Source organism: Variovorax robiniae, assembly GCF_037889955.1.
Taxonomy (GTDB): Bacteria; Pseudomonadota; Gammaproteobacteria; order Burkholderiales; family Burkholderiaceae_C; genus Variovorax; species Variovorax robiniae.
Genome location: NZ_JBBKZS010000001.1, coordinates 607,682 through 620,695, shown reverse-complemented (window position 1 = coordinate 620,695; position 13,014 = coordinate 607,682). Strand labels below are relative to the sequence as shown.

General features: G+C 67.7%; 13 protein-coding genes. 8 read left to right on the top strand and 5 right to left on the bottom strand.

Annotated features, from left to right (window positions below):
• Positions 1 to 9: 9 nt before the first annotated feature.
• Genes WKW79_RS02650 through WKW79_RS02640 form a run of 3 tightly spaced genes read right to left on the bottom strand, consistent with a single transcriptional unit; the run spans position 10 to position 2,972 of the window.
• Positions 10 to 1,302 carry a metal-dependent hydrolase family protein gene (locus WKW79_RS02650; protein ID WP_340333539.1) on the bottom strand — a complete coding sequence of 431 codons (1,293 nt, stop codon included), beginning with the start codon at positions 1,300 to 1,302 and terminating at the stop codon, positions 10 to 12.
• Between the two features lie 2 nt (positions 1,303 to 1,304).
• The gene (locus WKW79_RS02645; RefSeq protein WP_340333538.1) at positions 1,305 to 2,102 is read right to left on the bottom strand and encodes an alpha/beta fold hydrolase; all 798 of its coding nucleotides are present in this window, start codon (positions 2,100 to 2,102) and stop codon (positions 1,305 to 1,307) included.
• 3 nt (positions 2,103 to 2,105) lie between these two features.
• Entirely contained in the window at positions 2,106 to 2,972 is an 867-nt protein-coding gene (locus tag WKW79_RS02640) for a fumarylacetoacetate hydrolase family protein (RefSeq protein ID WP_340333537.1), read from the bottom strand.
• A gap of 181 nt (positions 2,973 to 3,153) precedes the next feature.
• On the opposite strand from WKW79_RS02640, the gene WKW79_RS02635 reads away from it, so the two are divergent.
• From WKW79_RS02635 to WKW79_RS02625, 3 genes are read left to right on the top strand one after another with little or no spacing between them, the layout of a single operon-like run.
• Positions 3,154 to 3,816: a TetR/AcrR family transcriptional regulator gene (locus WKW79_RS02635; protein WP_340333536.1), complete on the top strand. Its 663-nt coding sequence runs from the start codon at positions 3,154 to 3,156 to the stop codon at positions 3,814 to 3,816.
• A 2-nt stretch (positions 3,817 to 3,818) separates the two neighbouring features.
• The gene (locus tag WKW79_RS02630; RefSeq protein ID WP_340333535.1) at positions 3,819 to 4,691 is read left to right on the top strand and encodes an alpha/beta hydrolase; all 873 of its coding nucleotides are present in this window, start codon (positions 3,819 to 3,821) and stop codon (positions 4,689 to 4,691) included.
• Positions 4,672 to 5,322, top strand: coding sequence for a phosphoribosyltransferase (locus tag WKW79_RS02625; protein ID WP_340333534.1), 651 nt, complete (start codon positions 4,672 to 4,674; stop codon positions 5,320 to 5,322). Before WKW79_RS02630 ends, WKW79_RS02625 begins: the two co-directional genes overlap by 20 nt.
• Here WKW79_RS02625 and WKW79_RS02620 read toward each other — a convergent pair.
• Positions 5,319 to 6,590, bottom strand: coding sequence for a cytochrome P450 (locus WKW79_RS02620; RefSeq protein ID WP_340333533.1), 1,272 nt, complete (start codon positions 6,588 to 6,590; stop codon positions 5,319 to 5,321). The two genes, WKW79_RS02625 and WKW79_RS02620, sit on opposite strands and share 4 nt — an antisense overlap.
• Positions 6,591 to 6,742: 152 nt before the next feature.
• On the opposite strand from WKW79_RS02620, the gene WKW79_RS02615 reads away from it, so the two are divergent.
• Positions 6,743 to 7,525 (top strand): metallophosphoesterase family protein, encoded by a 783-nt coding sequence (locus tag WKW79_RS02615; protein ID WP_340333532.1) that lies wholly within the window; start codon positions 6,743 to 6,745, stop codon positions 7,523 to 7,525.
• A gap of 1 nt (position 7,526) precedes the next feature.
• Here WKW79_RS02615 and WKW79_RS02610 read toward each other — a convergent pair whose 3' ends face one another.
• Positions 7,527 to 8,009 (bottom strand): cyclic nucleotide-binding domain-containing protein, encoded by a 483-nt coding sequence (locus WKW79_RS02610; RefSeq protein ID WP_340333531.1) that lies wholly within the window; start codon positions 8,007 to 8,009, stop codon positions 7,527 to 7,529.
• A 93-nt stretch (positions 8,010 to 8,102) separates the two neighbouring features.
• Here WKW79_RS02610 and WKW79_RS02605 point away from each other — a divergent pair, with 93 nt between their 5' ends.
• The 4 genes from WKW79_RS02605 to chrA all read left to right on the top strand — a co-directional run bounded on the left by WKW79_RS02605 (position 8,103) and on the right by chrA (position 13,012).
• On the top strand, positions 8,103 to 9,179 hold the full coding sequence (locus WKW79_RS02605) for a maleylacetate reductase (RefSeq protein WP_340333530.1): 1,077 nt from the start codon (positions 8,103 to 8,105) through the stop codon (positions 9,177 to 9,179).
• 78 nt (positions 9,180 to 9,257) lie between these two features.
• Positions 9,258 to 10,130 (top strand): intradiol ring-cleavage dioxygenase, encoded by an 873-nt coding sequence (locus WKW79_RS02600; RefSeq protein WP_340333529.1) that lies wholly within the window; start codon positions 9,258 to 9,260, stop codon positions 10,128 to 10,130.
• Between the two features lie 108 nt (positions 10,131 to 10,238).
• Positions 10,239 to 11,567: an NRAMP family divalent metal transporter gene (locus tag WKW79_RS02595; protein ID WP_422823786.1), complete on the top strand. Its 1,329-nt coding sequence runs from the start codon at positions 10,239 to 10,241 to the stop codon at positions 11,565 to 11,567.
• Positions 11,568 to 11,641: 74 nt separating this feature from the next.
• On the top strand, positions 11,642 to 13,012 hold the full coding sequence (chrA, locus tag WKW79_RS02590; RefSeq protein WP_340333528.1) for a chromate efflux transporter: 1,371 nt from the start codon (positions 11,642 to 11,644) through the stop codon (positions 13,010 to 13,012).
• Positions 13,013 to 13,014: the final 2 nt, after the last annotated feature.

Below are 13,014 nucleotides of genomic sequence, written 5' to 3'. Positions count from 1 at the left end.
CTTGCGGTATCAAGCCGCCCACTGCGCCATCTGGTGCGCCCGCCGCACAGGCGGCGCCCGATGAAACTCGCCATCCTTCATCACCGCCAGGATCCGCGCCTTGTCCTGCAACACGGTGATGTCCATCAGCGGATCTCCGTCCACCAGCAGGATGTCCGCCAGGTACCCCTCGCGGATGTAGCCCAGCACCTTCCCCATCCGCATCATCGGCCCGCCCCATGCGGTGGCCGACAGCAGCGCCTCCATGTTGCTCATCCCCACGTACTTCACGAAGTACTCCAGGTCCTTCGCATTCGTGCCGTGCGGCGTCCAGGCGAAGCCGTAGTCGCCACCGGGCAGGATGCGGATCCCGCGCTTGCGCATCGCGCGCATGCTCTCGACGGCGGCCTCCAGCTCGCGGTGATAGCCCATCTTGCGCGTGACCTCGGGCGTCAGTCCCCATTGGCTCGCGTGATAGGAGGTGTTGATGAGCCAGGCCAGCCCCGGCGCGATGAAGTGCTCGGTCTTGTGCGCCTCCAGCATGTCCAGCGCCTCGGTGTCGGTGAAGCTCGCGTGGTAGATCACCTCGATGCCTTGCTTCACGCATTGCTTGATCGACCAGGTCGAGCGCGCATGCGCCGCGACGCGCTTGCCCCAGTTCTTCGCTTCCTCGACGCAGACGCGCACTTCCTCCTCGGTGAACTGGCTGGCCTCGCTCGGCATGCCGGTGATCGACTCGCCCGAGAGATTGATCTTCAGCGAATCCACACCGTACTTGCAGAACATGCGCACGCAGCGGCGCATTTCCTCCGCACCGCTCACGATCGCGCCGAAAGCGAATTCCGGCTGCGGCAGATGCGGTTGTGTCGTATCGCCGAGGCCGCCCGGCACCGTGATCTCCTGGCTGGCCGCGAGGTAGCGCGGCCCGATGATGGTCCCGTCGTTGATCGCATTGCGGATCACCACGTCGAGCCGCGGCTTGGCCGTCGCCGCGCCCACGCAGCTGGTCCACCCCATGTCCAGATAACGCTTGGCCACCTCGGCGCACCAGAGGATGTGCTCCTCCGGCGGCATGCGCTGGATCGCGTCCAGGCTCGGCTGGTCGTTCCAGGAGAAATGCGTGTGCGCCTCGACCATGCCGGGCATCAGGAAGGCGCCCGCGCCGTCGATGACCTGTGCGCCGCTGACGGGCGCGGACCTGCCGCCGTAGCCCTGCTTCACGACACGCGAGATGCGGTTGCCCTGCACCAGCACGTCGCCCATGAATGGCGCCTCGCCGCCGCCATCGAAGATCTTCACGTTGGTGAACATCACATCGGCCATGTTCAGCTCCTTGCGTTCGATGCCAGGAAGTCGCGCAGCTCGCGAGCGCATTCCTCCGGCCGTTCGATGGGCGTCCAGTGCCCGCAGCGCGGCAGCACCACCACGCGCTTGCTGGCCGCGCGGTGCAGCCTGTCGGCCATGGCGCGCACGGCCTGGGGCGGCGCCACTCCGTCCTCGTCGCCGGTCACGAGCAGCACCGGCGCCTCGATGTTCTCTACGGCCGCGGGCTGTGCCGCCGCCAGCGCCTCGCAACTGCGCGCGTAGTTCTCGCCCTCCTGCCGCATGAGGCTCTCGCGCACATAGGCCACGGCGATCGGCAGGCGCGCGCGCGTGTCGGCGGAGATGGAGGCTTGCAGCAGCGCCTGCGCAATCTCCTGCATGCCGCTCGCCCCTTCGCGCGCCTTGGCCGCACGCGCCTGGATGGCCGTGCGCGCCGCATCGGGCGGCGTGATCAGTGGCCCGAACATCGCGAGGCTCGCGACCCGCTTGGGGTGCGCCGCCGCGATGTGCTGCAGCACGATGTTGCCCATCGAATGCCCGACCCAATGCGCTCGCAGCACGTTCAGCCGGTCGCAGATATCCAGCGTCGTGGCCACGTAGCGCTCGATCGTCAAGCCGCCTTCAGCCCGCTGCGATCGCCCGCTGCCCGGCAGGTCCAGGCGGATCACGCGATGCCGTGCCATCGCCGGCATCAGCGGCGTGAAGGTGTTGGAACTGCCGCCCAGCCCGTGCACGCAGACGATGGCCGGGCCTTCGCCGTCCTCTTCCACCGCAATGCGGTCGATGATTTGGAAGCGCATGGCCTACTCGAACCGGTTCTCGATGACACCGACGCCATCGATCTCGATGCGCACCACGTCACCGGGCTTGAGCCACTGCGGCGGGTTCTGCCCCATGCCGACGCCCGAGGGAGTGCCCGTCGCGATCACGTCGCCAGGGTGTAGCGTGATGCCGCGCGAGCAGGTCTCGATGAGCGTGGGGATGTCGAAGATCATGTCGCGCGTCTGCCCGTCCTGTCGCAGCGCGCCGTTGACCCATCCGCGCACGCGCGTCTTGCGGCCATCCATTTCGTCGGCGGTCACGATCCACGGGCCCATCGGGCAGAAGGTGTCGAAGCTCTTGCCCAGGTCCCATTGCTGGTGGCGCATCTGCACGTCGCGGGCGGTCACGTCGTTGACCACCGTATAGCCGAAGATGTGGTCCATTGCCCGCGAAGCCGGGATGTCGCGCCCGCCGCGGCCGATGACCACCGCCAGCTCCGATTCGTAGTCGATCTGTGCCGAGATGGAAGGCGAGGGCAGCTGCACCGCATCGCGCGGCCCGATCACGCATTCGCCGAGCTTGCCGAAGACGATGGGCCACGGATCGCTCTCAGGCATCGCCGTGCGGAATACCGTGCCGGCCAGTTCAGCCGCATGCGCGTGGTAGTTGCGGCCGACGCAGAACAGGCTGCGCAAGGGGCGCGGCAGCGGCGAGCGCAGCGTGACCAGTTCAGTGGGAATCCGCGTGCCCGAAGGCTGCGGCAGCGACCCGCCTTCGGCCAGCGCCTGGATCAGCGGGAGCACCCCGCGCGACGCGTCGCGCACGCCCAGCGGCGTGGCTTCCCGCCCGTCCGGCGAGATCGTGCCCACGCAGTCGCGACCACCCCAATTCCAACTGGCCAAACGCATTGACTTTGTCTCCATGGCGCCCCGTGGTCTTGCTGCATTGAATCAGCCGCCTCGAAGTCTCGGAAGTCATTCGGAAGTCTCGTTTGAGACTTGCGTCTCAAACTGGGATGGCTGCATCATACGGTTCGACTTCCAGAAATCACAAGACACGCAGGGGCTTCCAGCGCTCCGGACAAACCCGATGGCGAGACTGAAACACAAGCTGAGCGAGCCGCCCGTACCGCCCGACCGCGGCGTGCGCGCGGCCACCTTCAAGCTGCTGCTCGACACGGCAATGACCATCATCAAGGAGAGCGGCCACATTCCGTCGGTCGCCGAATGCGCGGCGCGCTCGAAGGTGTCGCGCGCCACCGCGTACCGCTACTTCCCAAGCCGAAGCGCGCTGGTCACCGCGGTGATCGACAGCTCGCTTGGCCCGGTGCGCAAGCTCGCCTCAGACAACCCGAACGGCCGCGAGCGGGTGCATGAACTGTTCCTCCAGACCTTTCCGCGCTTCAAGGAATTCGAGGCGCAGTTGCGGGCCGCCGCACAGCTCTCGTTGGAGCAATGGGGCCTGGAGCGCGCCGGGTTGCTGGAAGAAGAGCCGTACCGGCGCGGCCATCGCGTGCGGATCCTGGAGCATGCGATCGAACCGCTGGCGCCGCTGATGCGGCCGGCCGTGCGCGACCGCCTGCACCATGCGCTGTCGGTCGTCTACGGCATCGAGCCCTATGTGATCCTCAAGGACATCTGGGGCCTGCGCGACCGCGAGGTCGAGAAGACCGCGCTGTGGATGGCCGATGCGCTGATCGACGCCGCGCTGCGCGAATCCGATGTCAAGCCCGTCAAGACGAAAAGCACCTGACCATGCCCCTTGAATCTCCCGCCTGGTACGACGCCCAATACAACAACCGCGCCCGCATCCCGGAGCATCCCGCCATCCTGCAGCACTGGGCCGATGCGTCGGCGCGGGCGTTGGAGCGGCCCGAATGGCTGTTCGATCTGTCCTATGGCGAAGGGCCCGGCGAGCAACTCGACATCTTGCCCGCGCCGCGTCCGAACTCGCCCTTGTTCGTCTACATCCACGGCGGCTACTGGCGTGCGCTGGACAAGCGCGACCATGCCTTCATCGCGCCGCCGCTGTCCGATGCAGGCGCCGAGGTCGTGCTTCTCAACTACGCACTGTGTCCGGCCGTGAGCATCGAGCACATCGTGCTGCAGCTCGTCCGCGCGCTGGAATGGGTCTGGCGCAATGCCAGAGATCTCTGCTGTGACCGCGATCGCATCGTCGTGGGCGGCCATTCCGCGGGTGGACACCTGGCGACGATGCTGCTGGCTTGCGACTGGCCGGCTGTGGCGCCGGACCTGCCGGCCGACCTCGTGAAGTCGGCGCTGTCGATCTCGGGTCTTTACGAACTGGAGCCGCTTCGGCACGCGCCCTTTCTCGCGCCGGATCTCGGCTTGACGGAGGCGTCGGCCCTGCGCCTGAGCCCCGCCGCGATGCCCGCACCGGCGCGGGGATCGCTGGTGACGGTGGTGGGCGGCGAGGAGAGCGAGGAGTTCCACCGGCAGGCCGCATTGATCTCGCAAGCCTGGGGGCCGGGCGTCGTCACCGCCGCGGAAGTCGAAGCCGGCCGCAATCACATGAACGTGCTCAACGAGTTGGCGAACCCGCAGTCTGCTACGCACCGGCGCGCGCTGGCCCTGCTGGGCCTGGGCCATGGCCACGGCATTCCATGAGTTCCGCGACAGGCGTGCCGCCGGCCGTGCGCTTGCGCTGGCCCTGACTGCCTACGGCGGCCAGGCGGACGTGCGCGTGCTGGCGCTGCCGCGCGGCGGCGTGCCGGTGGCCTTCGAGGTGGCCAGGGCGCTGCATGCGCCGCTCGACGTGTTCGTCGTGCGCAAGCTCGGCGTGCCGGGACATGAGGAGTACGCGATGGGCGCGATCGCTTCGGGCGAGGTGCAGGTCCTCGATGAGGAGGTGGTGCGCCGGCTGGGAATCAGCGAGGCCGCGATCGATCGCGTGGTGAATGCGGAGCGCGCTGAACTGGAACGTCGCGAGCAGCGCTATCGCTGCGCCCGGCCCGCGCCCGAGGTGCGCGGCTGCCGGGTGCTGCTGGTCGATGATGGCCTGGCGACCGGCGCGACGATGCGCGCCGCAGTCCGGGCGCTGCGCTTGCTGGATCCGGCACGCATCGTCGTGTGTAGCCCGGTCGCCTCGGTCCAGGCTGCGGCGCTGTTGCGCGAGGAGGCGGACGAGGTCGTCTGCCTTGGCACGCCGGCGCACTTCCGTGCGGTCGGCGCGTGGTATGTCGACTTCTCGCAGACCACCGACGAGGAAGTCATGGAACTGTTGGGGCGGCGGCCCTAACTCACGATCCGCACCGGCATCTGCGAAAACCCGTGCACGAAGGACGAGCGCACCCGCTTCGGCTCGCCCATCAATTCGATCTCGGTCCCGCGCCGCAACAGTTCCTCCCACAGGATGCGCAGTTGCAGGTCGGCGATCCGATTCCCAACGCAGCGATGGATGCCGAAGCCGAAGGACAGATGCAGGCGCGGCATCGGCCGGTCGATGATGAATTCGTCGGGCTGCGGGATCATCGCCTCGTCGCGATTGGCCGAGAGGTACCACAGCGCCAGCTTGTCGCCCTTGCGGATCTGCTTGCCGCCCAGCTCCGTGTCTTGCGTTGCGGTGCGGCGCATGTAGGCCAGCGGCGTTTGCCAGCGGATGACCTCGGTGACCATGCTGCCGATCAGCGACGGATCGGCGCGCAGCTTCTTCATCTGCCCGGGGTGCTGCAGCAGTGCCAGCAGGCCGCCCGTCATCGTGTTGCGCGTGGTGTCGTTGCCGCCGACGATGAGCAGCACCAGGTTGCCCATGAATTCCAGCGGCGTCATGTTCCGGGTGGCCGGGCTGTGCGCCAGCATCGAGACCAGGTCGGCGCGCGGCGGCGCGTTGACGCGCTCGTTCCACAGCTTCATGAAGCAGCCCAGCATCTCGCGCAGTCCGGCCATGCGGACCTCGGGCTCCGGCGCGTCCGGGTTGGTGAGCTTGTTGGACGTGGCGAGGTCCGACCAGTGGGTGAGGCGGCGGCGCTCCTCCTGCGGAAAGTCGAACAGGGTCGCCAGCATCATCGAGGTCAGCTCGATCGACACCCGGTCGACCCAGTCGAAGGTCTCGCCGCGCGGCAGGCTGTCGAGCACCTTGCAGGTGCGTTCGCGGATGAGGCCTTCCCATCCGTCGAGATTGCCTTGCGCCGCGATCGGGCTGACCGCCTTGCGCTGCTCGTCGTGCCTGGGCGGGTCCATGGCGATGAACATCTGCAGCTGCTGTTCGCCCGGCGGGAAGTCCATCAGCGAAATGCCGCCTACGCTCCAGTCGGAAGAGTAGATCGCAGGGTGCATCTCGACCTGCATGATGTCCCGGTAGCGCGTGACGGACCAGTAGTCGCCGATGCCGGGGACCGGACTGTGCGAGCGGTGGACGGGGTCTTCCAGGCGAAGGCGCCGGAGCAAGTTTCCGATGGTGTCGTCGACGAACCATTGCGGGTCGGCGGGGTTGAGGCCTTCGAGCGAAAGGGTGTCGATCTGCGAGGGGGCGGTGGGGGTGGCGGCTGCCGTTGCGATGGAGGTCATTGTTGTTGTGGAGTGCTGCGTGAGGACTTTCAGTCTGGCGTCCGTCTGGATCTCTGGCAATGAGGCTATCCCCTGCGTCTTGGTCCCTCTCCCAGAGGAAGAGGGAGCAAGAGCGCCGACTTGGTGCAGCACCGTCTCTCGCACGGCCCCCCGTGCTGGTGCGAACCTTGCTGTCACCCGATCCAGTGCGCATCCTCCTCGCTTCCGACCTCCACTACACATTGCCGCAGCTCGATTGGGTGGTCCGCTCGGCGCCGTCCTATGACCTGGTGGTGCTCGCGGGCGACCATCTGGACGTGAGTTCGCCGGTGCCGCTGGACGCGCAGTCGATCGTGTTGCTGCGCTACTTTTCGCTGATGAAGCCCGGCACCTCCCTGGTGCTCGCGTCGGGCAACCATGACCTGACCGGGCCGGACCGGCATGGAGAAAAGGCGGCGCTGTGGTTGCCCGACAGCCGACGCAGTGGCGTCCATGCGGACGGCGATTCAGTGTTGATTGACGACACCCTGATCACGATCTGCCCCTGGTGGGACGGCCCGGAGGGTCGGGCTGCTCTCGAACTGCGCCTGGCCGCGGATGCGCAGCGACGCCCTGCGCGATGGGTCTGGGTCTATCACTGGCCGCCGCTCGGCTCGCCCACCTGCTGGACCGGCAAGCGCGAGTACGGCGACGCGGACCTAGCCGTCTGGATCGAGCGCTTCCGGCCTGACCTCGTGCTGACCGGCCATGTGCATGAGCCGCCCTTCAAGCCCGCGGGCGCCTGGGCGGACCGCATGGGAAACACCTGGGTGTTCAACGCCGGCCGGCAGATCGGGCCGGTGCCCGCGCACATCGTGATCGACCTGGCCGAGGGCACCGCGTCGTGGCGATCGATGATGGGGGAGGAGTCGCTGGCGCTGTGCGCGGACAAGGCGCCGGCGCGCACGGTGTTCTGAGTCAGTAATCGGGGTTCGGCTCTCGTGCCGACCCCGCACGCGCCGCCGGACCCTGGCGATGCGCCAGATGGTTCAGTACCTCGGACACCATCGCCAGCCCCGGCGAATCGCCGTACTGGTTCTTCAGGTCGGCGAGGTAGGTCGTGACGAAAGCCAGTCGTTCCGCCAGCCCCACGGCAATCAAGTGCGTGATCGCGGGGTTGCTTGCCAGCAGGGCGCGGCCATCGGCGGCGTAGCGCAGCACGCTCGGCTCGCTGGCCACGACCGTGGCGCTGAATGGGGAGTTCAGCAGCAGGGAGATCTCGCCGATCGCTGCGCCCGGATGGCTGACCGAGCTGATCGCCGTCCCCGCCTTGCTGATTTGCAGCCGCCCGGAGACGAGGATCCAGAGCCCGTCGCCCGATTCGCCTTCGCGCACCAGGGTGTCACCCGCCGTCAGCGTGATCTCTGGCAGGCCCGCGGTGCGTTGCAGTAGTTCGTGCATGCGCAGATATTAGGCCAACTGATTTTTTTCTGCGGCCCCATGCCGCGAGCCGCAAGCCTGCGCAGAATCCACAGCACTTCAAGAGGCAGCCCCATGATCCGCGACTTCTCCTACACCAGCCTGCCGCAACGCGTCGTCTTCGGCGCCGGGTCGCTGCAGCACCTCGGTCGCGAGATCGACGCGCTGCGTGCCAGGCGCGCCCTGGTGTTGTGCACGCCGGGCCAGCGCGACAAGGCCGAGCGCGTGGCTGCGATGCTGGGCGCACAAGCGGCCGGCATCTTCGACGGCGCCGTGATGCACGTGCCCATCGAGACGGCGCGTGACGCGCGCCAGGCGGCCCACAACCTGGGTGCCGATTGCGCGATCGCCATCGGCGGAGGTTCGACCGTCGGGCTTGGCAAGGCGATCGCGCTGGACTCCGGCTTGCCGATCCTGGCCATCCCCACGACCTACGCAGGCAGCGAGATGACGCCCTTCTACGGCCTGACCGAGGCCGGCCTGAAGACCACCGGCAAGGATGCGCGCGTGCTGCCGCGCACCGTGATCTACGACCCCGAACTGTCGCGTGGTCTTCCCGTCGCGCTCAGCGTGACCAGCGGCATCAACGCCATCGCCCATGCCGCGGAAGGCCTCTATGCGCAAGACGCCAACCCGGTGATGGACCTGATGGCGGAGCAGGGCATCGCGGCGATGGCCCGCGCGATCCCGGCGATCCGCCGCGATTCGGGCGACATGCAGGCGCGCACCGATGCGCTCTACGGCACCTGGCTCTGCGGCACCGTGCTGGGCTGCGTCGGCATCGCCTTGCATCACAAGCTCTGCCACACCCTCGGCGGCAGCTTCAACCTGCCGCATTCCGAAGTGCACACGGTGGTGTTGCCGCATGCCATCGCCTTCAATGCCGGCGTGGCGCCCCAGGCGATGGAGGTGATCGCGCGTGCGCTCGGAACACCTTCCGCGGCGCTTGGCCTCTATGCGCTCGCGAAAGACAACGGTGCGGCCGTCGCGCTGCGGGACATCGGCATGCGCGAGCAGGACCTCGACCGCGCGGCGGACCTCGCGGTGAGCAACCCCTACTGGAATCCGCGCCCCATCGGACCGGCCGAGCGCGGCCTGATTCGCGACCTGCTGCAACGCGCGTGGGGAGGCGTGCCACCGGTCGAGGGTTGAACGGGCGTCGTTGGAAGGGCGCCAGCAGGAAATGCCCGGCCACCGTATCCTCGGCGGCCCACCTGGAGACTCCCGCCCATGCGCAACATCAACGAAGACACCATCACCGCCGCCGTGCTCGAAAGCCTCGCGGACACGCCCAGCCCGCGCCTGAAGGAAGTCATGTCGGCGCTGGTGCGGCACCTGCATGACCTTGCGCGCGAGGTGAAGCTGACCGAGCAGGAGTGGATGCAGGGCATCGAGTTCCTCACCGCGACAGGGCAGAAGTGCACCGACAAGCGGCAGGAGTTCATCCTGCTGTCGGACACGCTGGGCCTGTCGATGCTCACCGTTGCGCTGAACCATTCGAAGAGCGCGCAGGCGACGGAGGCCACGGTCTTCGGCCCCTTCCATGTGCCCGGCGCGCCGGTGCTGCCCCTGGGCAGCGACATCGCCAACGGCGCCAAGGGTGAGCCGTTGTTCGTCGATGCGACCGTGCGCGGCACGGATGGCAAGCCCGTCGCCGGCGCGGTCGTCGATGTCTGGGAGGCCGATGCCGAAGGCCTCTACGACCTGCAGCGCACCGACCTCGACCACCCCGAGGGGCGCGCCGTCTTCCACGCCGACGGGGAAGGGCGGCTGCACTTCAAGGCCGTCACGCCCGTGGCCTATCCGATCCCCACCGATGGCCCGGTCGGCACGATGCTCGAAGCCACCCGACGCCATCCGTGGCGACCCGCGCACGTCCACTTCATCGTCCAGGCGCCGGGCTACGAGACGCTGATCACGCACGTCTTCAAGGACGGTGACGCGTACCTCGACAGCGATGCGGTGTTCGGCGTGCGCAGTTCGTTGATCGGGGACTTCCAGTCGCACCCGGCCGGCGTGGCGCCGGATGGCTCGACGCAGGCCGGCCCATTCCATACCTTGCGCTTCGACTTCGTGCTCGAGCCTGCCGCTCGCCAGGGTTGACGCACACAAGTCGAGCGCTGTTCCCGCGCAACCTCCTGGCCCGATGGCCTACGTTTCGCAGCCTCCTGCGCCTGCATGCTTGCTTGCGTCGAACCAAAGAGGCAACCCGTGGCAGCAGACCGGCAAACTGCAATCGCAGCATCGGACCCACCGGCAGACGTCGCACAGGCGGACGACGACTCCTGGCTGAAGAAGCTCGGCCCGGGCCTCGTCACCGGCGCCGCGGACGACGACCCCAGCGGCATCGCCACCTATTCGCAGGCGGGCGCGAAGTTCGGCATGGGGCTTCTGTGGACCATCGTCTTCACCTACCCGTTGATGGTCGCGATCCAGCTCATCGCAGCACGCATCGGGCAGGTCACCGGCCACGGCCTGGCCACCAACATCCGCCGCCACTGCCCCGCCTGGCTGCTCTACAGCCTGGTGCTGCTGCTGGTCATCGCCAACGCGATCAACATCGCCGCCGACATCGCCGCGATGGCCGATGCGGCGCACCTGCTGGTTGGTGGCATGCGGCATGCGTACGTGGTCTTCTTCGGGTTGCTGTCGATCGTGCTGCAGGTCTTCATCCCGTATTCGCGCTACGTCAAGATCCTGAAGTGGCTCACGCTGGCCTTGCTGGCTTATGTCGGCACCGTCTTCGTCATCAGGATTCCCTGGGGCCAGGTGCTGGTCCACGCCTTCGTCCCGAGCCTCAAGCTCGACGCCGACGCCATCACCATGATCGTCGCCATCTTCGGCACCACGATCAGCCCCTACCTGTTCTTCTGGCAGGCCTCGCAGGAGGTGGAGGACCAGCGGGCCGACGCCAGCGCCGTCGCGCTCAAGGGCGCGCCCATTCCCTATGCGCGCAAGGTGCTCGACCGCATCAAGTCCGACACCTTCATCGGCATGGGCTTCTCCAACCTCGTCGCGTTCTTCATCATCCTGACCACCGCCATCACGCTCAACGCGCATGGCGTCACGCACATCGAGACTTCGGCGCAGGCGGCCGAGGCATTGCGGCCGGTGGCGGGGGAGTTCGCCTTCCTGCTGTTCAGCCTGGGCATCATCGGCACCGGGCTGCTGGCGGTGCCGGTGCTCGCGGGCTCGGCCGCCTACGCGATGGCCGGCACCTTTCGCTGGAAGAACAGCCTGGCCCACCGACCGATGGCCGCGCAGCGCTTCTACGCCATCATCGCGATCGCGACGCTGGCCGGCGTCGCCATCAACTTCATGCCGATCGACCCGATCAAGGCGCTGTTCTGGAGCGCGGTGATCAACGGCGTGATCTCGGTGCCGATCATGGTCGTGATGATGTGGCTGGCCTCGCGTCGCGATGTCATGGGCCGGCTGACGCCGCCGCTGCGACTCAAGGCCACGGGCTGGATCGCGACGGGGGCGATGGCGCTGGCGGTGGTCGCGATGTTCTGGACGATGGTCGCTGCGAAGTCCTGAAGCGTTCATCGCAACCGATTGCGGCGGGGCAGGGCGGCCTGTATCGTGCGTGACCGCTCGCATGAAACGCCGCCTTGAACGCAGCAAAACCCGCCTCCGGGCATCCCGACAACGCTCCACTCGCCGCACCGGCGGCAGTCAGCTTCGGCGAGGCATTCCGCTTCTGGCTGCGGCTCGGTTTCATCAGCTTCGGCGGGCCGGCCGGTCAGATCGCGATCATGCACACCGAACTGGTCGAGCGGCGCCGATGGATCAGCGAGAAGCGCTTCCTGCATGCGCTGAACTACTGCATGCTGCTGCCGGGTCCCGAAGCCCAGCAACTGGCCACCTACATCGGGTGGCTCATGCATCGCACCTGGGGCGGCATCGTGGCCGGTGCCCTGTTCGTGCTGCCGTCGCTGTTCATCCTGATTGCCCTGTCGTGGATCTACGTGCGCTTCGGCGACGTGCCGGTGGTGGCGGGCATCTTCCACGGCATCAAGCCGGCGGTGACGGCGCTGGTGTTGCATGCGGCGCACCGCATTGGCGGGCGTGCGCTGAAGAACGGCTGGATGTGGAGCATCGCGGCGGCGGCCTTCGTGGCCATCTTCGCGTTCGATGTGCCGTTCCCGGTCATCATCGGCGCGGCCGCGCTCATCGGCTACCTCGGCTCGCACCTGGCGCCCACTGTGTTCTCCCCCGGTGGCGGTCACGAGGCCACCCAGGCGCGTCTTGGCCCGGCGCTCATTGACGACGACACGCCCACGCCGGCCCATGCGCGCTTCTCGCGCGGGCATCTGGCCAGGCTGCTGGTCACCGGCCTTGGCATCTGGCTGGCCGCGATGGGTGTGCTGGTCGTTGCCTTCGGCCTGGACGGTGCGCTGACGCGCATGGCCTGGTTCTTCAGCAAGGCCGCGCTGCTGACTTTCGGTGGCGCCTACGCGGTGCTGCCCTACGTCTACCAGGGCGCAGTCGAACAGCACCAGTGGCTCACCGCACCGCAGATGATCGATGGCCTGGCGCTCGGCGAAACCACGCCCGGGCCCTTGATCATGGTCGTGGCCTTCGTCGGCTTCGTCGGCGGATGGGGCGCGGAGGTGCTGGGACCGCAGGCGCCGTTCCTCGGCGGCGTGCTCGCCGCCACGATCGTGACCTTCTTCACCTTCCTGCCGTCCTTCGTCTTCATCCTCGCGGGTGGTCCGCTGGTCGAGGCAACGCATGGCCGGCTGGGCTTCACCGCGCCGCTGTCGGCCGTGACCGCGGCGGTGGTCGGCGTGATCCTGAACCTGGCGCTGTTCTTCGGCTGGCACGTGCTCTGGCCGCAAGGCTTCAACGGGCGCTTCGATGTGTTGTCCGCGGTGATTGCCGGCGCGGCGGTTGTCGCGTTGTTTCGCTACAGGATTGGCGTGATACCGCTGCTCGGAGCTTGCGCTGCGCTGGGCCTCGTCGTGACCTTGCTGCGCTGAGC

Coding starts and splice junctions, on each gene's coding strand:
- WKW79_RS02625 (WP_340333534.1), top strand. CDS start 4,672: ATGGCCACGGCATTCCATGAGTTCCGCGACAGGCGTGCCGCCGGCCGT.
- WKW79_RS02610 (WP_340333531.1), bottom strand. CDS start 8,009: ATGCACGAACTACTGCAACGCACCGCGGGCCTGCCAGAGATCACGCTG.
- WKW79_RS02640 (WP_340333537.1), bottom strand. CDS start 2,972: ATGCGTTTGGCCAGTTGGAATTGGGGTGGTCGCGACTGCGTGGGCACG.
- WKW79_RS02620 (WP_340333533.1), bottom strand. CDS start 6,590: ATGACCTCCATCGCAACGGCAGCCGCCACCCCCACCGCCCCCTCGCAG.
- WKW79_RS02630 (WP_340333535.1), top strand. CDS start 3,819: ATGCCCCTTGAATCTCCCGCCTGGTACGACGCCCAATACAACAACCGC.
- WKW79_RS02605 (WP_340333530.1), top strand. CDS start 8,103: ATGATCCGCGACTTCTCCTACACCAGCCTGCCGCAACGCGTCGTCTTC.
- WKW79_RS02635 (WP_340333536.1), top strand. CDS start 3,154: ATGGCGAGACTGAAACACAAGCTGAGCGAGCCGCCCGTACCGCCCGAC.
- WKW79_RS02650 (WP_340333539.1), bottom strand. CDS start 1,302: ATGGCCGATGTGATGTTCACCAACGTGAAGATCTTCGATGGCGGCGGC.
- WKW79_RS02600 (WP_340333529.1), top strand. CDS start 9,258: ATGCGCAACATCAACGAAGACACCATCACCGCCGCCGTGCTCGAAAGC.
- WKW79_RS02645 (WP_340333538.1), bottom strand. CDS start 2,102: ATGCGCTTCCAAATCATCGACCGCATTGCGGTGGAAGAGGACGGCGAA.